Origin of the sequence: Streptomyces sp. 8K308, assembly GCF_004348315.1 — a bacterium.
Taxonomy (GTDB): Bacteria; Actinomycetota; Actinomycetes; order Streptomycetales; family Streptomycetaceae; genus Streptomyces.
In genome coordinates, this window is the sequence record NZ_SMKC01000087.1 from 1 (window position 1) to 22,288 (window position 22,288).

Annotated in this window: 19 protein-coding genes; 4 read left to right on the plus strand and 15 right to left on the minus strand. The window is 69.9% G+C overall.

Going from position 1 to position 22,288, the window contains the following annotated elements; translation table 11 throughout:
* The 15 genes from E1265_RS15085 to E1265_RS15155 form a co-directional block, all read right to left on the minus strand.
* Positions 1-774 (minus strand): ATP-binding cassette domain-containing protein (locus E1265_RS15085; RefSeq protein WP_132930814.1); only part of this gene is annotated, 774 nt, incomplete at its 3' end.
* Positions 767-1,789, minus strand: coding sequence for an ABC transporter ATP-binding protein (locus E1265_RS15090; RefSeq protein WP_132930829.1), 1,023 nt, complete (start codon positions 1,787-1,789; stop codon positions 767-769). The genes E1265_RS15090 and E1265_RS15085, both read right to left, overlap by 8 nt.
* A gap of 25 nt (positions 1,790-1,814) precedes the next feature.
* A complete protein-coding gene (locus E1265_RS15095; protein ID WP_132930815.1) occupies positions 1,815-2,837 on the minus strand; it encodes an ABC transporter permease in 1,023 nt (340 codons plus the stop codon).
* On the minus strand, positions 2,830-3,759 hold the full coding sequence (locus E1265_RS15100) for an ABC transporter permease (RefSeq protein WP_132930830.1): 930 nt from the start codon (positions 3,757-3,759) through the stop codon (positions 2,830-2,832). The genes E1265_RS15095 and E1265_RS15100 overlap by 8 nt, the downstream gene beginning before the upstream one ends.
* A gap of 101 nt (positions 3,760-3,860) precedes the next feature.
* Positions 3,861-5,489, minus strand: coding sequence for an ABC transporter substrate-binding protein (locus E1265_RS15105; protein ID WP_132930816.1), 1,629 nt, complete (start codon positions 5,487-5,489; stop codon positions 3,861-3,863).
* 393 nt (positions 5,490-5,882) lie between these two features.
* Complete coding sequence (typA, locus tag E1265_RS15110) at positions 5,883-7,751, minus strand: translational GTPase TypA (RefSeq protein WP_132930817.1); 1,869 nt, start codon at positions 7,749-7,751, stop codon at positions 5,883-5,885.
* Between the two features lie 205 nt (positions 7,752-7,956).
* Complete coding sequence (locus E1265_RS15115) at positions 7,957-8,601, minus strand: hypothetical protein (protein WP_132930818.1); 645 nt, start codon at positions 8,599-8,601, stop codon at positions 7,957-7,959.
* A complete protein-coding gene (locus E1265_RS15120) occupies positions 8,598-8,969 on the minus strand; it encodes a hypothetical protein (RefSeq protein WP_132930819.1) in 372 nt (123 codons plus the stop codon). The genes E1265_RS15115 and E1265_RS15120 overlap by 4 nt, the downstream gene beginning before the upstream one ends.
* A 59-nt stretch (positions 8,970-9,028) precedes the next feature.
* Positions 9,029-11,356, minus strand: a complete 2,328-nt coding sequence (locus E1265_RS15125; protein ID WP_132930820.1) for a glycoside hydrolase domain-containing protein — start codon at positions 11,354-11,356, stop codon at positions 9,029-9,031.
* Positions 11,357-11,405: 49 nt separating this feature from the next.
* Positions 11,406-12,605, minus strand: coding sequence for an ABC transporter permease (locus tag E1265_RS15130; RefSeq protein WP_132930821.1), 1,200 nt, complete (start codon positions 12,603-12,605; stop codon positions 11,406-11,408).
* A complete protein-coding gene (locus tag E1265_RS15135; protein ID WP_132930822.1) occupies positions 12,602-13,312 on the minus strand; it encodes an ABC transporter ATP-binding protein in 711 nt (236 codons plus the stop codon). The genes E1265_RS15130 and E1265_RS15135 overlap by 4 nt, the downstream gene beginning before the upstream one ends.
* Positions 13,309-14,538 (minus strand): peptidoglycan-binding protein, encoded by a 1,230-nt coding sequence (locus tag E1265_RS15140; protein WP_243740802.1) that lies wholly within the window; start codon positions 14,536-14,538, stop codon positions 13,309-13,311. Before E1265_RS15140 ends, E1265_RS15135 begins: the two co-directional genes overlap by 4 nt.
* Position 14,539: 1 nt before the next feature.
* The gene (locus tag E1265_RS15145; protein ID WP_243740803.1) at positions 14,540-15,064 is read right to left on the minus strand and encodes a hypothetical protein; all 525 of its coding nucleotides are present in this window, start codon (positions 15,062-15,064) and stop codon (positions 14,540-14,542) included.
* A gap of 4 nt (positions 15,065-15,068) precedes the next feature.
* On the minus strand, positions 15,069-15,962 hold the full coding sequence (locus E1265_RS15150; protein ID WP_132930823.1) for a hypothetical protein: 894 nt from the start codon (positions 15,960-15,962) through the stop codon (positions 15,069-15,071).
* A gap of 209 nt (positions 15,963-16,171) precedes the next feature.
* Positions 16,172-18,103, minus strand: coding sequence for an ABC transporter family substrate-binding protein (locus E1265_RS15155; protein ID WP_243740804.1), 1,932 nt, complete (start codon positions 18,101-18,103; stop codon positions 16,172-16,174).
* Positions 18,104-18,389: 286 nt separating this feature from the next.
* Here E1265_RS15155 and E1265_RS15160 point away from each other — a divergent pair, with 286 nt between their 5' ends.
* The 4 genes from E1265_RS15160 to E1265_RS15175 are packed head-to-tail and all read left to right on the plus strand — an operon-like array spanning position 18,390 to position 22,267.
* The gene (locus E1265_RS15160) at positions 18,390-18,701 is read left to right on the plus strand and encodes a hypothetical protein (RefSeq protein ID WP_132930825.1); all 312 of its coding nucleotides are present in this window, start codon (positions 18,390-18,392) and stop codon (positions 18,699-18,701) included.
* Positions 18,702-18,730: 29 nt separating this feature from the next.
* Entirely contained in the window at positions 18,731-19,552 is an 822-nt protein-coding gene (locus tag E1265_RS15165) for a hypothetical protein (protein ID WP_132930826.1), read from the plus strand.
* Between the two features lie 55 nt (positions 19,553-19,607).
* Positions 19,608-21,506 carry a fumarate reductase/succinate dehydrogenase flavoprotein subunit gene (locus E1265_RS15170; protein WP_132930827.1) on the plus strand — a complete coding sequence of 633 codons (1,899 nt, stop codon included), beginning with the start codon at positions 19,608-19,610 and terminating at the stop codon, positions 21,504-21,506.
* The gene (locus tag E1265_RS15175; RefSeq protein WP_132930828.1) at positions 21,503-22,267 is read left to right on the plus strand and encodes a succinate dehydrogenase/fumarate reductase iron-sulfur subunit; all 765 of its coding nucleotides are present in this window, start codon (positions 21,503-21,505) and stop codon (positions 22,265-22,267) included. The genes E1265_RS15170 and E1265_RS15175 overlap by 4 nt, the downstream gene beginning before the upstream one ends.
* The last annotated feature ends 21 nt before the right edge of the window (positions 22,268-22,288 follow it).

Here is a 22,288-nt window from a genome sequence, read left to right on the forward strand (position 1 = left end):
GGTGTAGGGGTGGGTGGGGTGGTCGTAGATCTCGGCGTCGCTGCCGATCTCGGCGATCCGGCCCAGGTACATCACGCCGACCCGGTCCGAGATGTGGCGGACGATGGAGAGGTCGTGCGCGATGAAGACGTAGCTCAGGTCGAACTCGTCCTGCAGGCGCTCCATCAGGTTGATCACCTGCGCCTGCACCGACACGTCGAGCGCCGAGACCGGCTCGTCGCAGATGATGATCTCCGGGTTGAGGGCCAGGCCGCGGGCGATGCCGATGCGCTGGCGCTGACCGCCGGAGAACTGGTGCGGGTAGCGGTTGATGTACTCGGGGTTGAGCCCGACCACGTCGAGGAGCTCACGCACCTTCTTCTGCCGGTCGCCCTTGGGCGCCACCTCGGGGTGGATCTCGAAGGGCTCCCCGATGATGTCACCGACCGTCATGCGGGGGTTGAGCGAGGTGTACGGGTCCTGGAAGACCATCTGGATGTTGCGGCGGACAGCCCTCAGGGCGCGGCCCGAGAGCTTGGAGATGTCCTCGCCCTTGTAGAGGATCTGGCCCGAGGTGGGCTTCTCCAGGTTCATCAGCAGCTTGGCCACGGTGGACTTGCCGCAGCCCGACTCGCCCACGATGCCGAGGGTCTCGCCCTGGTACAGCTCGAACGAGACGTCGTCGACGGCCTTGACGGCGCCGATCTGCCGCCGGAAGAGGATGCCCTGGGTGAGCGGGAAGTGCTTGACCAGGTTGCGCACCTGAAGGATGGGCTCACGAGTCGCGTCAGCCATGGATCGTCTCCTTCCAGAAGTGGCAGGCGCTGGTCCGGCCGCCGATCGGGCCGCCGTCCTGCTCCGTCACGTCGGCCAGCGGCGGGATCTCGCTCCGGCAGACGTCCCTGGCCTGCGCGCAGCGCGGGTTGAAGGCGCAGCCGGCGGGGATCGCGGTGAGCGTGGGCGGCAGGCCCTTGATCGCGTAGAGCTCCTGACCCTTGTGGTCGAGGCGCGGGATGGAGTCCAGCAGGCCCCTGGTGTAGGGGTGCGCGGGCCGCTTGTAGAGCTCGTGCACCGGCGCGTTCTCCACGATGCGGCCGGCGTACATCACCGCGATCTTGTCGGCGACGTCGGCGACGACGCCCAGGTCGTGGGTGATGAGGATGAGGCCCATGTTGAAGTCGCGCTGGAGCTCGGCGAGCAGGTCCATCACCTGGGCCTGCACGGTCACGTCCAGGGCGGTGGTGGGCTCGTCCGCGATGATCACGTCGGGCTCCAGGGCCAACGCCATCGCGATCATGATGCGCTGCCGCATGCCGCCGGAGAACTGGTGCGGGTAGTCGCCCACCCGCTCCCTGGCCGCCGGGATGCGGACCCGGTCCATCAGCTCGATGGCCTTGGCCTTGGACTCCTTGCGGGACATGCCGCGGTGCACCCGGAACATCTCCCCCAACTGGAAGCCGACGGACAGCACCGGGTTGAGGGCGGAGAGCGCGTCCTGGAAGATCATGGCGATCTTGTCGCCGCGGATCCGGCGCCGCTGCTCCTCGGACATGGTGAGCATGTCCTCGCCGCGGAAGAGGATCTGGCCGCCGGTGATCTTCCCGGGTGGGGTGTCCAGGATGCCCATGATGGTCTGGGCGGTCACGGACTTGCCGGAGCCGGACTCGCCGAGCACCGCCAGGGTCTCGCCGGCGTCCACGGTGTAGCTGACGCCGTTGACGGCCTTGGCGGCGCCGTCCCTGGTGCGGAACTCCACGTGGAGGTCCCGGACCTCCAGCAGCGGAACCCCGGGCACTTCCGCCTTGGTCATTTCGATCGACACGCGCGTTACTCCCTCAGCGCAGCTTGGGGTCCAGGGCGTCACGCACGGCGTCACCCAGCATCAGGAAGGACAGGATGGTGATGCTCAACAGGATCGAGGGGAAGAGCAGGATGTGCTCCGCCACCCGGATCTGGTCCTGGGCCCGGTTGATGTCACCGCCCCATGAGATCGCCGGCTCCGAGAGCCCGATACCCAGATACGACAGTATCGCCTCGGCGGTGATGTACCCGCCGAGCGCGATCGTCGCGACGACGATCACCGGGGCGACGGCGTTGGGCAGGATGTGCCGGAGCAGGATGCGCCAGGTGCCGGCGCCGAGCGAGCGGGCGGCGGCCACGTAGTCGGACTGCTTCACGGAGATCACCGAGCCGCGCATCACGCGGGCGATGGTGGTCCAGCCGAGGAAGGCGAGTGCGAAGGTGACGGTCCACTCGGTCCTGGTCTCGAAGGAGACCAGGATGACCATGGTGCCCAGCAGGAACGGGATGCCCATGAAGACGTCGGTGAGCCGGGAGAGCAGGGCGTCGAGCACCCCGCCGAAGTAGCCGGCCAGCATGCCGACCAGGCTGCCGAAGACGAAGACGAGCGCGGTGACCGAGATGCCGATGATGATCGAGGCACGGGTGCCGTAGATCATCCGGGCGTAGACGCTCTGGCCCTGCTGGTTGTAGCCCAGCCACTCGGGCGAGAAGAAGTGGGTGAGCTGCGGGTCCCGCAGGTAGAAGTTGCTCAGGTCGCCGGCCCGGGGGTCGCCGCTGGTGAACAGGCTGGGGAAGGCCGCCATCACGAGCAGCAGCAGGATGATCAGCGCCGAGATCACGAAGCTCGGCTTGCGACGCAGGTCGTGCCAGGCGTCCGACCACAGGCTGCGCGGCCTGCCGGGAGCGGGCCCGGCCTCGGCGACGACCGCGCCCTCCACGACGGCGACGGGCACGGGGCCCGCCTGGTCGGGGATGGCCACGTCGCTGGTGGCTGCCTTGCCCGCCGTGGACTCGGACACGGACTCGAACATGGACTCAGGCTTGGACTCAGGCATAGCGAATCCTCGGGTCCAGGACCGCGTAGAGCAGGTCGACGAGCAGGGTCACGACGAGGTAGACGAGGATGATGAAGCTGACGATGCCCACCACCGTCGATCCCTCGCGGGTGTGCAGCGCATCGTAGACAGTGCCGCCGATCCCGTGGATGTTGAAGATGCCCTCGGTGACGACGGCGCCGGCCATCAGGTTGCCGAGGTCGACGCCGAGGAAGGTGACGACCGGGATCATCGAGTTGCGCAGCAGGTGCACGCCGACGGCCCGGCGCTGGGTGAGGCCCTTGGCCTTGGCGGTGCGCATGTAGTCGGCACGCCGGTTCTCCACGATGGAGGTGCGGGTGAGCCGGGCGACGTAGGCGAAGGAGAGCGAGGCCAGCACGATCGCCGGGAGGAACAACTGCCCCCAGTTCTCCGAGTCCCGGACGGAGGGGGTGACCCAGCCCCAGCGGACGCCGAGGTAGGTCTGGAAGATCTGGCCGAGCACGAACACCGGCACGGAGATCAGCAGCAGGGTGACGAAGAGGATCCCCCGGTCGGAGAACTTCCCGGCCCGCAGGCCCGCGACCAGGCCCATGCCGACGCCGACCACGACGGTGATCACGAAGGCCAGCGCGGTGAGCCGCAGGGTGGCGGGCAGCGCCTCGGAGATGACGTCGATCACCTCGCGTCTGCTGGCGATCTGGGTACCGAAGTCGCCCTGGAGCAGCCCGGTGAGGTAGTTCCAGTACTGGACCAGGATCGGGTCGTCCAGGCCGAGACTCTCGCGCATCGCGGCCATCTGGGCCTCGTCCGGGGCGCGCTCGCCCCAGAGGGCCCGAACCGGGTCACCGGGCAGGGCGTACATCATCATGAAGATGATGAACGTGGACCCGATGAACACCGGAATCATCTGGAGCAGTCGTCGAACGACGTAGCGCCCCATCATTCCTCCATGTCATTCGGCGGGGCCGGCAGGCCGCCCCGGATCTCGGAGCGGCTTGCCGGCCCTCTTGTCGCTGCTGTTGGCCTGCTGCTATGCCGGACTCAGTTGACCGTGACCTCGGTCAGCACCGGCTGGCCGGCCATGTCGAACCGGACGTTGTCCACGTTCTCCGAGTAGCCGCCGTTGATGTTCTGGAACCAGAGCGGGATGGCCGGCATGTCCTGGAAGAGGAGCTCCTCGGCCTCCTGGTAGGCCGCCACCGTGTCGTCCAGGGACGCGGACGAGTCGCCCTCGGCGAACAGCGCGTCGACCTCCTCGTTGCTGTACCGGCCGTAGTTGGTGGAGGCGCCGGTGCGGTACAGCTCCCTCAGGAAGTTGACGTTGAGCGGGTAGTCCTGGAACCAGCCACCGCGGTACATGCCGACGACCTCGTCCGCGTCCCGGGCCTCCAGGTCGGTGGCGAAGTCCGGCTTGACGTCGGTCTCGCACTCGACGCCGAGGTTGTCACGGAGGTTGCCGCAGACCGCCTCGACCCACTCACGGTGCGGGCCGTCGGCGTTGTACTGGATGGTGACGGTGTTGCCCGGGATGCCGCCGCCTGCCTCGAAGAGCTCCCTGGCCCGCTCGGGGTCGTAGGCCGTGAACTCCGCGCCGATGCCCTCCTGGTAGCCGAAGACCCCGGGGGCGACGAAGCTGTCGGCCGGGGTCGCGGAGCCGTTGAGCACCGTGCCGGTGATGGTCTCCCGGTCGATGGCCAGCGACATGCCCTGCAGCACGCGCGGGTCGACGTCCTCGAACTCGTCGCTGTAGAACGCCGGGACGATCGACTGGGTGCCGTTGTAGGGCTGGGCGATGGCCCGGTCGCCGAGGTCGGTCTCGTAGACCGGCAGGTCCTGGGCGTCGACCTCACGGAGCACGTCGAGGTTGCCGGAGAGCAGGTCCTGGTACGCCGTGTGCAGGTTGTCGTAGGCCACGAGCTCGACGCCGCCGTTGGCCGGCTTGTCGTCGCCCGGGTACTCGTCCCAGGCCGTCAGCGAGATCGACTCGTTGTGGTTCCACTCGGTGAACTCGTACGGGCCGTTGCCGATCGGGTGCTCGCCGAACGCCTCGGGGTCGTCGTAGAAGACGGAGGGCAGCGGGGCGAACGCGTCGTAGCCCAGCCGGTAGTCGTAGTACGACTGCGGGGTGTTCAGCGTGATGGTGAACGTCAGGTCGTCCACGACCTCGAGGCCCGACATGGTGTCGGCCGTGGGCTCACCCTCCTCGGGGTGGACGTCCTCGTAACCAGCGATGTCGGAGAACCAGAAGCTGTTCTGCTGGTTGTTGTTGACGTTGGCCGCCCAGTTCCACGCGTCGACGTAGCTCTGCGCGGTCACCGCCTCGCCGTTGTGGAAGCTCCAGCCGTCCTTCAGGGTGACGGTCCACACCGAGGCGTCCTCGTTGGGCTCCACCGACTCGGCTGCGACGGTGAAGACCTGGCCCTGGTCGTCGAAGTCCACGAGCTTGGACCAGACGTTCTGGATCACCAGCGCGCCGTACTGCTCGGTGGTGTTGGTCGGGATCAGCGGGTTCTGCGGCTCGCCGCCGTCGACCCGGACGATGCCCGCGGAGTTGCCCTCACCGGAGGCACCCCCGTCGCCGTTGTCGTCGCTGTCGCTACCACAGGCGGTCGCCGCCATGGCCACGACTATCGCACTCACGACCCATTTGGCGCTGCGCGCACCACGCATGGGTTGCCTCCTTGGAGTCCACTTTCACTGCATGAGGAACCCCGGTCCGCGGAGGTCTACCCGCGTCCGGTTCGCAATGCCCACAACTGTTGCGCATAAACCTTCGTCTCATCCACCGATGGCCCATTTCATTTTGATGAAGATGGGAAGGTGACATCCCCCAAAACCGGACAAATGGGGGGTCCCTACTCTCCGGTATCCGGACCGATGTGACGCAGATCAAGCCGAACAGTCCGGATACCGGACGAAGGGGCCTAGCTGGGACACGTCACATAACGTGACGGCCATGACGGGCACCGGAGATTTCCGGCCAAACGGGGGCGAGCCATCGCCCCCGTTTGGCCGGTCACCACCGCGCGCCCTCGTGGCCATCGCGGCCGCATGGCCGGGGGCTCACTGCCGCTTGGCGCGCGCCGCGGCCCTGGCGCGATCCCGCTGGTCGAGCACCACCTTGCGAATGCGAACCTCGGTGGGCGTCACCTCGACGCACTCGTCCTCGCGGCAGAACTCAAGCGACTGCTCGAGCGAGAGCTTCCGCGGCGGCACCAGGTTCTCCGTGGTGTCGGCGGAGGCGGCCCGCATGTTGGTGAGCTTCTTCTCCTTGGTGATGTTGACGTCCATGTCGTCGGAGCGCGAGTTCTCGCCGACGATCATGCCCTCGTACACCTCGGTGCCCGGCTCGACGAAGATCGTGCCGCGCTCCTGCAGGTTCATCATCGCGTAGGGGGTGGCGACGCCTGACCGGTCCGCGACCAGCGAACCGCTGCTGCGGGTGCGCAGCTCGCCGGCCCACGGCTCGTGCCGCTCGAAGATGCTGTGCGCGATGCCGGTGCCGCGGGTCTCGGTCAGGAACTCGGTGCGGAAGCCGATCAGGCCGCGCGACGGCACCAGGAACTCCATCCGCACCCAGCCGGAGCCGTGGTTGGTCATGGTCTCCATCCGGCCCTTGCGGGTGGCCATGAGCTGGGTGATGGCGCCCAGGTGCTCCTCGGGCGCGTCGATCGTCATCCGCTCGACGGGCTCGTGCACCCGGCCGTCGATCTCGCGGGTGACCACCTCCGGCTTGCCCACGGTGAGCTCGAAGCCCTCCCGGCGCATCGTCTCCACCAGGATGGCAAGCGCCAGCTCGCCGCGGCCCTGCACCTCCCAGGCGTCGGGGCGCTCGGTCGGCAGCACGCGCAGCGACACGTTGCCGATCAGCTCGCGGTCCAGGCGGTCCTTGACCAGCCGCGCCGTCACCTTGTGGCCCTTGCCGCCACGGCCGACGAGCGGCGAGGTGTTGGTGCCGATGGTCATGGAGATCGCGGGCTCGTCGACGGTGATCAGCGGCAGCTGCACCGGGTTCTCCGGGTCGGCCAGGGTCTCGCCGATCATGATCTCCGGGATGCCGGCCACCGCGCAGATGTCGCCGGGCCCCGCCACCTCGGCGGGCTTGCGGGTCAGCGCCTCCGTCATCAGCAGCTCGGTGACGCGGACGTTCTGCGTGCTGCCGTCGCGCTTCATCCAGGCCACGGTCTGGCCCTTGCGCAGCGTGCCCTGCCGGATCCGGCACAGCGCGATCCGGCCCAGGAAGTTGTCGGCGTCCAGGTTGGTGACGTGCGCCTGGAGCGGCGCCTCCTCGTCGTAGACCGGGGCCGGGACGGTCTCCAGGAGCGTGGAGAAGAACGGCTCGAGGCTGTCGCTGTCGGCCGGAACCGTGCCGTCGGCGGGCTGGGTCAGCGAGGCCACGCCGTCACGGGCGCAGGCGTAGACGATGGGGAACTCGATCTGGTCCTCGTCGGCGTCGAGGTCGAGGAACAGGTCGTAGGTCTCGTTCACGACGGCGGAGATCCGGGCGTCGGAGCGGTCGGTCTTGTTGATGCAGAGGATGACCGGCAGCCGGGCCTGGAGCGCCTTGCGCAGCACGAACCGGGTCTGGGGCAGCGGCCCCTCGGAGGCGTCGACGAGGAGCACGACGGCGTCGACCATCGACAGGCCGCGCTCCACCTCGCCGCCGAAGTCGGCGTGGCCCGGGGTGTCGATGATGTTGATGACGACCGGGTCGCCACCGCCCTTGGGGTGGTACCTGACGGCGGTGTTCTTGGCGAGGATGGTGATGCCCTTCTCGCGCTCCAGGTCGTTGGAGTCCATCACGCGCTCGTCGACATGCTGGTGTGCGGCGAAGGCTCCCGCCTGCCGCAGCATGGCGTCGACCAGCGTGGTCTTGCCGTGGTCGACGTGGGCGACGATGGCGACATTGCGGATGTCATGGCGCGTAGGCATGGCTGGGGGCTTCTCCCGGAGTCGTGAGGACGAGGCGGCGGGTCGAGGACGCCTGACGTCCGCCAGCTGTCCGGTGACGGCGCCGGCAGGACACGGCACCGGCCTCGTCCGCCATGGTACGTCGCCCCGACCGGGCAGATGCGGCCACGGTCGGGGGCGGCGGGCGAGTGGGGAGAATCACATACACACGGGCGTCGGTGGGAGGTCAGCCGATGGGCACCAGCTGGTTGATCGCGCCGGCTCCCCTGCCCGGGGTGGCCGTATCGCGCCGGATGATCCTGGCGAGCCGGGTGAGGCGGGCGTCGCCGGGGCGAACGTCGACCTGGAAGTGGCTCTCCTTCGGGACCGTCTCGTCACCGCCCCAACGGACGACCCCGTCGCACTCGGCCAGGATGTGACGCACGGCGGCCAGTTGCTGAGGAAAGAGTCCGCCGCGGACCCCGGCGGGGTACGCGCCGGGTCTCAGAGCGATCGCCGTCCCCGACAGGTGGTTACTCTCGTACGGCTGGGCCACCACGCGGTCGGTGTGATGCCCGAGGACCTCATTCCGGCGCAGTTCGTGCACTTCGTAGTGGAAGCGCCGGGCGACGTGGAGCAGCACTGTGGACACGTCTCCCGACAGCAGGGTGACGTCAAGACCGCTGCCCTGGATCCGGTGGGAGTCGGCCTCGTCGACGACGGGCCACCCGTTGGCGCTGTTCTCGTCGCGCCACCGGCTGTCGTCCGCAGGCGCGGCGTGGGCCGTGCCGCCGGTGCCCGTGCTCCACAGGGCGGCGGCGCCGGCCACTCCCAGGCCGGTGGTCAGCACGTGGCGGCGTGGTAATCCGTGCGGGCGCGAGGTGTTGGTCATGCGGGTGGCTTCCCTTCGGGTAGGCGTCTAAGCGGGCGAGTGGGCTGCTCCGGCGCTCCGCCGACCGCCGCGCGGCGTCTGACGGCCAGGAAGAGAGCGAGCGACAGCAGTCCCGTGAGCACGGTGATGAACAGCAGGCGGATGGTCAGGTCGTCGACCCAGCCGTATTCCACCTCGGCGGTGAGCCCGTTGGCCCAGGTGCAGACCGAGCGCACCGGCAGCACCTCGGACGACAGCTCGACCGCGACCTCGGGGGACGGCCACTGGTCGGGGTGCAGTTCCCGTCGGCACTCATCGGTTCTGTTCTCGTCGGAGAGCCAGACGTCGGGGATTTTGAAGCCGAGGAGAAAGACGAGCACAGTCAGCACGCCCGATAGGATGCTGATCCGCCGAAGGGTAATTCCCCATCGGCCGGTACGAGAACGTTTTATCCGAGTCGCCATGCCCGGAGTCTACCTTCGGGTTCCTCGTCGATGCGCAGGCTGATCACTTCCTCGAATCCGCGGATGAAATCGTCCACATCGCCGTCAGGAAGGTCCCCCGGACTCGTCACGCCCCCCAGGAGCCTGCCGCGTCCGTTGTTCATGATGAGTCCGAGGTCGCCGAGCAGAGCTTTTCTGACGATCGAGTGGAACGTCGCCGATTCGCCGCCGAAACGATTCATCCACAGCTGCCGGAAACGGTGCTGGTACTGACCACCGCTGCCGAAGACACGCTGGAGCTCCTCCGGCAGGCTGGCGCCGAAGCGGAGTGCCGTGCCGATCTCCAGGGCGTCGATGTCGGCGATCATGTCGTGATTGGCGAAGGAGTTCTCGCCGCCGATTTTGGCGAGTTCATCGAGGCAGTACTCGAACCCGGATACGCCGGTACGGCCGTGCGCCCGCCGCCAGTCCGCGTAGAAGGTGATCAAATCGCCGGCCCAGGTGGCCATGTCCGCCTCGTTGACGTTGGTCCTGGGGTCCGGTATGCCCTTGAGGAGGACGCCGTTGCACGAGGCGCCGAAGTGGCTGACATCGTACAGATCGCCGGCCGCGGGATCCCGGAAGCGGGTCATGCGCTCCAGCCCGGAATCATTGACGTACTCGATGAATTGATGGTCGATGGTGCCGAGCAGCGCCCACCAGCCGACGTCGTTGTAACCGTCCGCGCGAAGGTACTCCATGACGCGGAGGGCGGGGTTCCCGCGGTCGTAGTCGAGCGCCAGGCTGTAGACTTCGTTGAGCCATGCGATGAACTGGTCGACGCTCGACCCCGAATTGCCGACGGATGCGGTGCCCGGGTCCGAGCCCGAGCGCCAGACATTCCTGTCGATGGCTATCTGTCCGGTGCCGGACCCGATCGAAATCTCCGCGATCTGGTTGAAGGCCCAGTTCCTCGGCAGTGGGAAGCCCATGTTCCCGCTGAACCCAGTGGACATGCCGCTGACGAAGGACCAGCGCGCATCGGTCGCCTCGGTCACCCGGATGCATACGTTGCGGGACCCGTAGACGCCGTGCCGGTACCGCCTGCCCCTGCTGCGCAGCCCGGCGACGACGCCGTCGAAGTAGGGGATGATGTGGGAGTCGATCTCCTCGTCCGTCGCGTCGTAGTCCACCGCGAAATAGATCACGGTGCTGGCGTCGAAGCCGTAACGTGCGGCGGCCGTATGCGCTTCGGTGGCATCGGTGAAGCCCTGCGCGTAGGTGAAGTAGCCGACTTCCCCGCCGTAGTACTGGGAGATGGGGAACACGCGCAGGTCATTGGCGAAAATGGTGGCCAGCTCGCCGGGCTGGATCTGCTTGTTGAGCGGCCGGTCGCTGGGACGTTCGTCCAGGTACCGGCCGATGATCCGGTAGCCCTGGGCGATGAGCGTGCGCGCTCTGTCCGGGGTGACGGACGTGATGGCGTCGGAGCCAATGGCGGGCCGGGTCGGGTCGCCGGTGGACACGAGCAACTGCGCCCAGGTGGCGAAGTCGGCGCGCCCGTTGAGTGCGAGCTGGGAGAACCCCTGGAACTCCAGCACGTCTTCGGCAAGTGCCGCGTCGAAGCTGTCGTTGAAGGTCTGCGACGCGTCGTTGAACACCATCCCGGCGCGGAAGAGCCGCACGAAGACGCCGGAGTCCCCCTGGCTCAGGGTGTTGGCCCGCAGCCCGGCCTGGGTGCCAGGGCCGAACACGCCGTTGGCCACGTCGTCGGACATCCCGATCTCGTACTGGATGCCGTAGATCAGCGACCGCTGCACATCGCGCGAGTAATGCCCGTCGCACGGCATCAGGTAGAACTGCGAGCGGTGGAAGTAGCGGCCGTTGAGCCAGCGCTGAATACCGCGCACCACCTCGGAGCCGCCCGGCGTGAGCACGTAGGCGTCCATGGTCAGCAGGGCCTTGAAGACCTTGGGTTGGACCACGGTCGTGGTGTCGGTGAGACCGGCGTTCTGCTTGAGATCGTAGATGGCGTCCCGAGTGAGGACGTCCCAGGTCCCGCGACCGTCCCCACCCCAGTACCCCTTACAGAACAGCGCGTGCTGCACGATGATCCGGATGTTGACGTTCGACTCGCTTGGGCCGACGGCGCCCCGGGCGGCAAGGCGGCTCAGCGTGGTCGGACCGAAGTTGTCCGACAGCGCGGTGATCCCCAGTTCGTGCTGGAGGGCTCTGGTGAACGCGTACATGGTGGCCCAGCCCGTTCTGCCGTCTTCCGGGCACCTGTTGTATCCGCTGACTCCCGTGTATGTGGCGTTCACCCACCGCTGAGCCTCCAGAACCTTCTCGTCCATCGTTCCTCCCTGGGTAGGCGTGTGTTCGTTCGCGTGGGGCGAGTGGCGTTCATCTGCGGAGTGCTTCGTCCGGCTGGACGCGCCCGGCCCGCCAGGCCGGGTAGACGCCCGCGAGCAGGCCGGTAGCGAGGCCCGTGCAGGGTGCCAGAGCGACCACTTCCGGGTGGAGCACCGGGGTCCAGTCCCGGACCAGGGCGACGCCGATCACAATGAGCGCGCCAATCGAGGTGCCGACCAGCCCGCCGAGCGTGCCGAGGATGGCGGACTCTGCCAGGAACTGCCCGGTGACGTATCGTCGTTGGGCGCCTAGGGCACGCCGCAGCCCGATCTCACCCGCCCGTTCGAGCACGGCGACCAGCGTCGTGTTGCTGATGCCGGCCACGCCGATCACCAGGCACGCGGCCGCGAGGATCAGGAAGAGGTCGCGGAGGTCGTCGGTGACCGTGCCGCGGAGGGTGCTCGGGTCGGGTGGCGGGGTGACCCGGAAGTGCTCCGGGTGCGTCGGGTCGAGGGCGACGGCCGCTTCCGTCGCCACCTGCCGAGCCGCGCCGAGCCGCGTGGCGATCAGCATCTCGGCGGGGACGCCGGGCACACCCCACAGCCGCTCCGCGGTGGTGTGCGGGACGACGACGGACAGCAGCAGGTCGGCCTTGCGGGCCGCGTCGTCGACGACTCCGACGACGGTGAACGCCTCGTCACCGATGAAGAGGGCCGGCTGGGTGGCGAGTGTGGTGATGCCGAGCCGCGCCGCCAGGCCACTGCCGACGACGGCGACGTGCTGTCGTTGTTCCGCGTGCCACGCGTCGAACAGCCGGCCCTGGGCGAGGATGACGTCGGCGGCTCGCAGGGTCCCGGGGGAAGCCGCCACGACGCGTGGCTCGTCACCCGGGGGCGTCGTCCGCGCGGGGGTGGGACGCACCGAGGTCCCGTCGGGCAACGGAACGGGCCAGTGCACCCCGGCGTGGGTCACGCCGTTGAGGCGCTCCACGCGCGCCTGGGCGTCGTCGGGGAAGGCTGGGGCCGTCGGGGCCACGCCCTCGGTGGCCGTCTCTCCGCTCACATCGGCGACGGTGACCTCGGTCGCGGTCAGGGCGTTGAACCGGTCGTCGATGCGCGAGGAGGCGCTGGCGGTCAGGCCGAGCACCGCGACCGTGGCGCCCACGCCGAGGACGGTACCCAGCGCGGTAAGGGCCGAGCGTGCCGGGCGCTGGAGCACCCCAGCCAGAGCCTCAGTCAACAGGTCTCTCATCGGGTGACTCCCGGGTGGCCGGCCGCACCACGCGCGTCGTCGTTCATGACCCCGTCGCGGATCAGCAGGCTCCGGTCACCACGCTCAGCCACCAGTGGATCGTGCGTGATGACCACCAGCGTGATGCCGTCCCGGTGCAGGGCGGTGAGCAGGGAGAGGACCCCCTCGGTGGACGCCGTGTCGAGATTGCCGGTCGGCTCGTCGCACAGGAGCAGGGCGGGCCTGACGGCCAGGGCGCGTGCGATGGCGACGCGTTGGCGCTCGCCTCCGGAGAGCCGGCTCGGCAGGGCCTCGACGCGATGCCCGAGCCCCACCCGCTTCAGGGCTTCCCGTGCCCGACCCGCCCGCTCCCGGCGGGGGACGCCGCCGTGGAGCATCGCGAGCGTCACGTTCTCCAGGGCCGTGCGGCGCGGCAGCAGGTGACTGGACTGGAAGACGAAGCCGATGCGTCGACCGCGCAGCACGGTCCGCTCCCTGTCCCGCATGGCGCTGGTGTCGACACCGTCGAGGAAGTAGGAGCCCCCAGTCGGGGCGTTCAGCAGTCCGAGGATGTTCAGGAGGGTGGACTTGCCGGACCCGGAGGGGCCCGTGACGACGACGAACTCCCCGCGGCTCACCACGAGGTCGCACGGTCTGAGGGCCGGCACCGGCGGTGGTCCCGGGTAGGTCAGCGCGGCGCCCTGGAGTTCGATGACAGGGGTGGTCACGGGGTGACACCACCACCGGCCGCCGTACCGATCACGACCTCGTCCCCGACCGTCAGTCCGTGCCCGTCGCCGCGGACCGGGCGCACTTCCACCGAGCCGTCGCCGGTCACCCCCGTGGTGACGCGCACGTCGCGGCTGCCGCCGTCCGGCTCCACGACCTGCACGAAGATCTCGCCGTTCGCCCGGGCCGAGATCGCGGAGACCGGCACGACGAGCACCTCGTCCTCCGTGGTGGCGGCCTCCACGGTGAGACGCACGTCCTGGCCGGCCCAGCCAGGTGCCAGCGGCTCCTCCGGCGTGACGACCAGGGCGAATCCTGGTGGCCCGCCGTCCGGGCCGTCCTGCTCGGGCCTGGCACCGCTGGGCGCCCCGTCGACAGCCATGGTCTCCGCGACCATGGTGACGCGGCCCCCGGCCGTCTCGCCGGTGAGCTCGGACAGGAGTTGGACCTCCTGCCCGGTTCTGACGAGGTCCCGCTGGTGGGGCTGGAGTGAGCCGCGGACCAGCAGATCGCCGGCCGAGATCGTCATCACCGGGCCCGTGACCTCGGCGCCCACCGGGGTGCTGACGTGGTCGACCCGGGCGGGGAAGTCTGCCAGGTAGACGACCTCTCCGGCCGGCAGCAGGGGCGCGTCGGACATGGCGGGGCCCGCGCCCTCCGTGGTGGCGGACGGCGGTTCGTAGCCCACGTCCGTATAGAGGTCGGTCAGAGCCCGGCTCGTCCCGGTGCCGAAGGCGCCCAGTTCGTCGCCGCCGGTGTCGTGGCCCAGGCTCCGCAGTGCCTCCTGGAGTTGGGCCACGTCATCGCCCCGCGCCCCGGGGGCGAGGTCGCGGTAGGCCGGGAGCACGCCTGGCAACACGAAGACGGGGCGCCCCGACACCTCGACGATCACCTGCCCGGGGACGAGGGTGGCCCCCGCGTCAACCGGCGACCTGGACACCACCTGGAGCCGGATCCCGTCGCCCTCGACGACGGGCTCGACATCAACCGTCTGCCCCGCTGCCACCGCGCCGCGGAGCACGACCGAGTCGCTGAGCACCCGGAGTTCGACCTCGGCGGTCAACAAGCTCGGTGGCGGTGGCGCGGACTCGGCGATCGCCTGCGCCGGCGACCTGATCACCTGAGCGGCCAGAGTGGCCCCGACACTCGACGCGATCGTCGCGGTGATCAGGATGCCGAGGGCCCAGCGGCGCCGCAGCTCCGGTGCGGCCGACGGGGACCTCACGTCACAACCACTGGAAGGAGGCGTTGTTGTTGTATGTGGAGGTCAGGTTCCCGCCCGTGCCGGGAAGGAAGTTGTTGTACGCGCCCTGCCACCAGCTGTTGTAGTACACGCGACCGCTGTACGAGCTGTGGCGGTTGCGCGCGGAGGCGGCGTTGTTCTTGATTCCCTGGCCCGCGCCGTTCCCGGTGCCGGAGCAGAATTCCAGGGGGTAGTCGAACGGGTCGCCGACACCGATGTCGGTGGCGGCGAAATTGGCGTGGGCATAGCCGAGATTCTTCCAGGCGCCACTGAGGTTGGAGTTGTAGCGGAAGCTGAATCGGAAGCTGCTTCCCGAGGGCGACTCACAGGACGGCGGATCGAGCAGGTTGCGCGATTCCGGCACGTTGACCGCGTTGGCCGGCGCCGAGGTCGCGATGAGCAGAAATGCGGTGGCAGCCGCCCCTAACGCGCCACGGACGACGAATCTTCGCATGATGTCTCCGTTTCTCCGATTGTGATAGCCGATGGCCGGCTTCTCGCCGGTCATCGGTTCAGGAATGCGTGCCGAGAAGGCCCGCCGCGCCCCTGACGGCCTCGGCGAGACGGGCCCTTTCCAGGTCGAGCTGTTCGAAGTTGCGCTCGATGGCCTGTTCCTGGAGCCGGACCTCCGCCCGGTACCAGGTCTCGACGACCCGGTGCTCCTCGCGGCACGCGAGATCGGCCTCGGCCGTCGCGAGCTCCGCCGCGCTCGGGTCGATCACGGCGAACCGGGGATCGTCGACCGGCGCCATGGGGTGGTCGTACCGGAACCCGCGGTCCGCCATGCACGACGACCAGCTGGTGAAGGCGGCCGCGACCTCCGGCTCCCGTTGGGCGCGCAGGTAGGCGTCGTTGCTGAGCTCGGCCGCCAGGGTGGCCGGCTCCTCGCCGGTCGCGACGATCGCCCGGTCCGCCTCCCCGGAGCATCCGCCGGCCGGGACGTCCGGCGCGGGAGCCGCGCCCCCTACGGGCTCCCCGGTCATCACGGCCTCCTCCTCGGCCGACAGCGCGGTCGTGGCGAGGGCCTCCGTCTCCTGCTCGCGCGCGGCCCGGAGATCGATGGGCGGCTTGTACCCGTATCGCTCGACCACGGCCGGGTCATGAATGCCGTACCGCAGGTCGGTCATCGTCTCGGGCCCGTAGGATGGAAGTTCAGGGGCCGCTTCGTAACTGAACCCGTATCGCGCCATGCATGCGGACAGCAGGAATTCCCTGGCGTCGGCGACGAGTTCCACCTGCTCTTCGCTCGGCATATATGCCTGCAGCGGAAGTTCCCAGCCGGCCGGTCCTTCATGCGAGGCACCCGGATCACTCGATTCGCCGGAGGACTCCGAAATACAGGAAGTGGTGAGAGCCACCGTGAGCACGAGAAGAGTCAGGCGCGATAAGGAACCACTGGTAAACATCGAAGCCCCCTCCGACGAGACGCGGCAATGCCCTCCCCTGCATGGCCGACCTGAGAACCATATGCGCCCCGAACACGCGCATCAATAGCGCCTCAGATAGAACCGAGCATGACCCAGATCACACGTGCGTTTCGTTTGGCGGCGCGCGATCCGCTTCGCTCCGCCGCGCGTCGTCCCCCGGCCCACCGCCTCGACCGGGCGCCAGCAGGTTAGCCGCGGCGGTAGCCGATGTCCTGGTAGCGCGGCGTCGCCAGACCGTACGCCCCGGCGCCCGACAGCGTCGTCCGCGCCGCGACGAGCTGTGGGCGCTGGTAGAGCGGGATGGAGCCGGCCGCGGCCCAGATGTGGGCGTCGGCCTTGTTGAGGAGCTTCTCGTGCTCCTCCTCGTCCAGCTCGCCGGCCGCCTGGTCGAGGAGCTGGTCGATGTAGTCGGTCCCGACCCGCGTGTAGTTCTGCTGGACCGTGAGCTCGCCGCCCGGCGCCGGGCGCGGCTTGGCGAACAGCGGGCGGGCGTCCGTCGCCGGGTAGGCGGTGGCCGGCCAGGAGTAGAGCGTGAGGTCGAAGTCGCCCGGCTGGATGTGTTCGACGAAGAAGGCGTCCGCCGCGACCGTCTCGTAGTCGACGCGGATCCCGACGGTGGCGAGCATGCCGCCGATGCGGCCGGCCACGTCCCGCAGTTGCTCGGCGCCGGGACCGTCCGGCAGGACGAAGCGCAGCCGCAGCTCGGCGCCGTCCCTGGTCCGCACCGGCGTCGCGGCGCGTTCCGCGAGTTCCTCGGCCTCGGCGGCCGCCGCCTCGGCGTCCGCCTCGGTGGCGTCGGCCGGCTCGTCGAGGCCCTCGGCCCGCTGCGCGCCGGCGACCTGCCGCAGCAGCGCGGCGCGCTGCTCGGCCGCCGGCCAGCCGGCGCCCAGCGGGGCGGCCACGGCGGCGCCCGGCTTGCCGTCCTCGCCGGCCGGCCCTTCCGGCCGCTGCCAGCCGGCCTCGTCGAGCAGTTCGGCGGCCGACTCGGCGCCGCTGGCACCGAGCGCGTCGCTGTTGTCCCGGTAGCCGTCCTGGCCGAGCATCCGCAGGTGGCTGCCGAGCGGCTTGACGGGCAGGCCGGCCGGGGTGTGCACGTCCTCGGCGAGTTGGTCGCGGTCGACGGCGCGGGCGATGGCCCAGCGGACCCGTTCGTCGGCCAGCGGTCCTGACACGCCGTTGAGCGCGAGCTGGGTGTAGGCCGCGTCATAGGCGCGGTGCACGGCGAAGCCGCGCAGGCCCTCGTCGGCGGCCGGCTTGTCGTCGGCGGCCGGCGGGCCGCCGTTCGCCGGGGCCATGCCCTCGGCGTCGGCGGGGACGAGCTCGGCGACGTCGAGGTCGCCGGCGGCCAGCGCGGCGCGCCGGTCCCCGCGCTCCACGGCGACCAGTTCGAGGCTGTCGAGGAGGGCCGGTTCGCCCCACCACTCCTCGTTGCGTTCCAGGGTGATGGTGGCGGCCTTCTCGTCCACCTTGGCGAGGGTGAACGGGCCGCCGGAGACCGGCAGTTCGGTGCGGCTGTCCTCGTTGAACCGTTGGGCGTCCGTGGTCAGTGAGCGCGGGTAGAGCGGGGTGAACAGGGCGCGCCAGTCGGCGTAGGGCTGGGCGAAGACGACCTCGACCTGGCCGGGTTCCCGGCCCTTCCGCACGTCCTCGACGCGGTCGTAGCCGGCGTTGCGGGCCGGGCGGAAGCCCTCGTCCTCGCCGCGCAGCGCCTGCCACTGGGCGACGAAGTCCTCGACGCCGATCCGCTCGCCGTCGCTCCAGGTGGCGTCGGGGTTGAGGGTGTAGACGACGGTCTGCTTGGGCTCGCGTTCGGTGATCTCGGCGGAGCTGAGGTAGTCGGTGTTGAGCTGCGGCCGACCGGTGGCGTCGATGGTGAACAGCATCGGCAGGACGGCGCCGGCGACCTGGTCGGTGACCCGGTCGGCGTCCGGCTGGAAGGTGTTGAGGGTGGCCGGCAGAGCGTCGACGGCCCAGCGGACGGTGCCGCCCGGCTCGAGCTCGGCGCGGCCGACGCTCGGCACCGACTGGGCACCCAGGGCGGCCGCCTGGTCCTGGTCGTCGCCGCACCCCGTCAGCAGGAGGGGCGCCAGCAGCGCGCCGGCGGCGGCGAGCGCCGCCACGGCCGTCCCTCTCGCCCCTCTCCCCGGTCTCCCCCGTCTGCTCGACCCTCCTGACATGCCCTACCTCCGGCTCACCGGTGCGCTGATCACATGTATGCGCGCCACTGAGGCCACTGAAGGGGAGAGACGCGGGCCGAGCGGCGCGACACGGCGTCCGCCGGGCCCAGGCCACCCGATGGGAGCAGCCCCCTCTCTGTCACGCCACGCCTGCCCTCTTCCCAATCGGGTGTGTCTCGCGTCACACTCGCATCGGCCGGTGATGCCCCACCGATGGAGGTGGCAAGCGATGTCACTGCACGAGGAGTTAGCCGCCGCGCGGCGCTGCGTGGACGACCTGACCCACCGGGTGCTGAACCTGGAACGCGCCCTGGGTCCCGGGATCGAGACGCGCCGGCTGCGTGGGGACGCCGAACGGCTGCGCGAGAGCCTGGCGCTGCTCGCCGCCGCCGCGGCCGCCGCCCACCCCGCCGGGGCACCCGCGGCCCCGGACCTGGTGCCGGTGCCCGACACGCCCTACGACGACCGGCTGTGGGTGGACGCCGACGACGAGGGCCTCGGCACGCGGCGCGGGCCCGCGCCCGGCGCGCCCGCCACCTGACGAGCCCCCACCTCCCAGGAGGACCACCCGTGGCCAGCACCGAATCCACGACCGACAGGTCCGGACCGGCCGGCCAGGCCGGGCGGGCCGCGATCACCCAGCGGCATCTGCGGATCGACCGCTGGTGGCTAGGCCCCACCGTCACCGTCGCCGCGCTGCTCGCGTTCGTCGTCTACGCCACCTGGCGGGCGTTCGCGAACGCCGACTACTACGCGGCGCCCTACGTGTCGCCGTTCTACTCGCCCTGCCTCGCCGAGAACTGCGCGGAGATGCGCGGCGGCCCCAACTGGGCGCTGTTCGGCGACTGGTGGGGCCTGTCGCCCGCGCTGATCTTCCTCGCCCTGCCGCTCGGCTTCCGGCTCACCTGCTACTACTACCGCAAGGCCTACTACCGCGGCTTCTGGGGCTCGCCGCCCGCCTGTGCCGTCGCGGAGCCGCACCGTCGCTACACGGGCGAGACGCGGTTCCCGCTGATCATCAACAACGCGCACCGGTACTTCTTCTACGCCTCGGCCGCCATCGCGGTCGTCCTCACCTACGACACGGTGCTCGCCTTCCGCGACGAGCACTACGCGTGGGGACACATGGGGCTCGGCACGGTGCTCGCGGTCGTCAACATCGCGCTGGTGTGGGGGTACACGATCTCCTGCCACTCCTGCCGGCACATCATCGGCGGCCGGCTGAAGTCGTTCTCGGCGCATCCGGTGCGCTACCGCCTGTGGACCCTCGTCAGCCGGCTCAACGGCCGGCACATGGCGCTGGCCTGGGCCTCGTTGACCAGCCTTGCGGTCACCGACCTCTACGTGTACCTGCTGGCCGTCGACGCGTTCTCCGATCCCAGGCTGTTCTAGCCGCGCCCCCAAGACGACCGAGAGAGACGACCGAAAGAGGAGCCGAGGAGCCCAAGTGAGCACTGTGGAACGACAGTCGTGGGACGTGGTCGTCGTCGGCGCGGGCGGGGCCGGGCTGCGGGCGGCCATCGAGGCGCGCGAACAGGGTCTGCGCACCGTCGTGGTGTGCAAGTCGCTGTTCGGCAAGGCGCACACCGTGATGGCCGAGGGAGGCATCGCGGCCAGCATGGGCAACGTCAACGAGGGCGACGGCTGGCAGGTCCACTTCCGCGACACGATGCGCGGCGGCAAGTTCCTCAACCACTGGCGGATGGCCGAGCTGCACGCCCGCGAAGCGCCCGACCGGGTCTGGGAGTTGGAGACCTGGGGCGCGCTGTTCGACCGCACCGCCGACGGCCGGATCTCGCAGCGCAACTTTGGCGGCCACGAGTACCCACGCCTCGCGCACGTCGGCGACCGCACCGGACTGGAGCTGATCCGCACCCTCCAGCAGCGCGTGGTGGCCATCCAGCAGCGGGACTTCAAGGAGACCGGCGACCACGAGGCCGGGCTCAGGGTGCTCCAGGAGTGCACCGTCACCCGCGTCCTCACCCGGGACGGCGCGGTGGCCGGCGTGTTCGGCTACGAGCGCGAGACCGGGCGGTTCTTCGTCCTCGAGGCACCGGCCGTGGTGCTGGCCACCGGCGGCATCGGCAAGTCGTTCAAGGTGACCTCCAACTCCTGGGAGTACACCGGCGACGGGCACGCGCTGGCGCTGCTCGCCGGCGCCCCGCTGGTCAACATGGAGTTCGTGCAGTTCCATCCGACCGGGATGGTCTGGCCGCCCTCGGTGAAGGGGATCCTGGTCACCGAGTCGGTGCGCGGCGACGGCGGCGTGCTGCGCAACAGCGAGAACCGCCGCTTCATGTTCGACTACATCCCCGAGGTGTTCAAGGCGCAGTACGCGCAGGACGAGACCGAGGCGGACCGCTGGTACACCGACCCCGACCACAACCGCAGGCCGCCCGAGCTGCTGCCGCGCGACGAGGTGGCACGGGCCATCAACGCCGAGGTGAAGGCCGGGCGCGGCTCACCGCACGGCGGGGTCTTCCTGGACGTCGCGAGCCGCCTCCCGGCCGAGGAGATCACCCGCCGGCTGCCGTCCATGCACCACCAGTTCAAGCAGCTGGCGGACGTCGACATCACGCGGGAGCCGATGGAGGTCGGCCCGACCTGCCACTACGTGATGGGCGGCGTCGACGTGGACCCGGACACCGCGGCGGCCACCGGCGTGCCCGGGCTCTTCGCGGCCGGCGAGGTCGCCGGCGGCATGCACGGCTCCAACCGGCTCGGCGGCAACTCGCTCTCCGACCTGCTGGTCTTCGGCCGCCGCGCCGGGCTGTACGCCGCGCGCCACGCGGCAGCGCTGCCGGCAGCCGAGCGGCCGGTGGCCGACGAGGCGGCGGTCACGGCGGCCGCCACGGAGGCGGTGCGGCCCTTCGACCCGCCAGCCGGTGCCGGCCCGGCGGAGAACCCCTACGCCATCCACCAGGAGTTGCAGCAGACGATGAACGACCTGGTGGGCATCATCCGCCGGGAGTCCGAGATGGACCAGGCGCTGGAGCGCCTCGACGAGTTGCGGCGGCGCGCGGAACGGGTCGGCGTCGAGGGGCACCGGCAGTACAACCCCGGCTGGCACCTGGCGCTCGACCTGCGCAACATGCTGCTGGTCAGCGAGTGCGTGGCGCTCGCCGCCAGGGAACGCACCGAGTCCCGGGGCGGCCACACCCGCGACGACTACCCGGCCATGGAACGGTCGTGGCGCCGGATCAACCTGCTGTGCGCGCTGGGCGAGGAGGGTCGGGCGACGCTGACGCGGCGCGAACTCCCGCCGCTGCGGCCCGATCTGCTCGACCTCTTCGAGAAGGAAGAGCTGGCCAAGTACCTGACGAACGAGGAGCTGACGGGCCGATGAGCGAAGTAGCGCTTCGGGTGTGGCGGGGCGACGCCGAGACCGGTGCCCTGGAGGACTTCACGGTCGAGGCCCACGAGGGCGAGGTGGTCCTCGACGTCATCCACCGGCTGCAGGCGACGCAGGCGCCCGACCTGGCGGTGCGGTGGAACTGCAAGGCCGGCAAGTGCGGCTCGTGCAGCGCGGAGATCGACGGCCGGCCGCGGCTGATGTGCATGACACGGATGTCGACGTTCGAGCCGGGGCGGACGATCACCATCACCCCGCTGCGGACCTTTCCCGTGGTGCGTGACCTGGTCACGGACGTCGGCTTCAACTACGCCAAGGCCCGCGAGATCCCCTCCTTCGTGCCGCCGAAGGGGCTCGGCCCCGGCGAGTACCGGATGCGGCAGGAGGACGTGGCGCGGTCGCAGGAGTTCCGCAAGTGCATCGAGTGCTTCCTGTGCCAGGACGTGTGCCACGTGGTGCGGGACCACGAGGAGAACAAGCCGGCCTTCGCCGGGCCGCGCTTCCTGATGCGGATGGCCGAGCTCGACATGCACCCGCTGGACGAGGCCGACCGCGACGGCCTCGACCGGGCGCGGGCGGTGCAGGAGGAGCACGGGCTCGGCTACTGCAACATCACGAAGTGCTGCACGGAGGTGTGTCCCGAATCGATTCGGATCACGGACAACGCGCTGATCCCGATGAAGGAGCGGGCGGCTGACCGCAAGTACGACCCGCTGGTCTGGCTCGGCACGACGATCCGCCGCCGCCGCACTTGACCGCCGACCGGGGTTTTCCCC

Coding starts and splice junctions, on each gene's coding strand:
- E1265_RS15090 (WP_132930829.1), bottom strand. CDS start 1,789: ATGACCAAGGCGGAAGTGCCCGGGGTTCCGCTGCTGGAGGTCCGGGAC.
- E1265_RS15095 (WP_132930815.1), bottom strand. CDS start 2,837: ATGCCTGAGTCCAAGCCTGAGTCCATGTTCGAGTCCGTGTCCGAGTCC.
- E1265_RS15100 (WP_132930830.1), bottom strand. CDS start 3,759: ATGGGGCGCTACGTCGTTCGACGACTGCTCCAGATGATTCCGGTGTTC.
- E1265_RS15105 (WP_132930816.1), bottom strand. CDS start 5,489: ATGCGTGGTGCGCGCAGCGCCAAATGGGTCGTGAGTGCGATAGTCGTG.
- typA (WP_132930817.1), bottom strand. CDS start 7,751: ATGCCTACGCGCCATGACATCCGCAATGTCGCCATCGTCGCCCACGTC.
- E1265_RS15115 (WP_132930818.1), bottom strand. CDS start 8,601: ATGACCAACACCTCGCGCCCGCACGGATTACCACGCCGCCACGTGCTG.
- E1265_RS15125 (WP_132930820.1), bottom strand. CDS start 11,356: ATGGACGAGAAGGTTCTGGAGGCTCAGCGGTGGGTGAACGCCACATAC.
- E1265_RS15130 (WP_132930821.1), bottom strand. CDS start 12,605: ATGAGAGACCTGTTGACTGAGGCTCTGGCTGGGGTGCTCCAGCGCCCG.
- E1265_RS15145 (WP_243740803.1), bottom strand. CDS start 15,064: ATGACCGGCGAGAAGCCGGCCATCGGCTATCACAATCGGAGAAACGGA.
- E1265_RS15150 (WP_132930823.1), bottom strand. CDS start 15,962: ATGTTTACCAGTGGTTCCTTATCGCGCCTGACTCTTCTCGTGCTCACG.
- E1265_RS15160 (WP_132930825.1), top strand. CDS start 18,390: ATGTCACTGCACGAGGAGTTAGCCGCCGCGCGGCGCTGCGTGGACGAC.
- E1265_RS15175 (WP_132930828.1), top strand. CDS start 21,503: ATGAGCGAAGTAGCGCTTCGGGTGTGGCGGGGCGACGCCGAGACCGGT.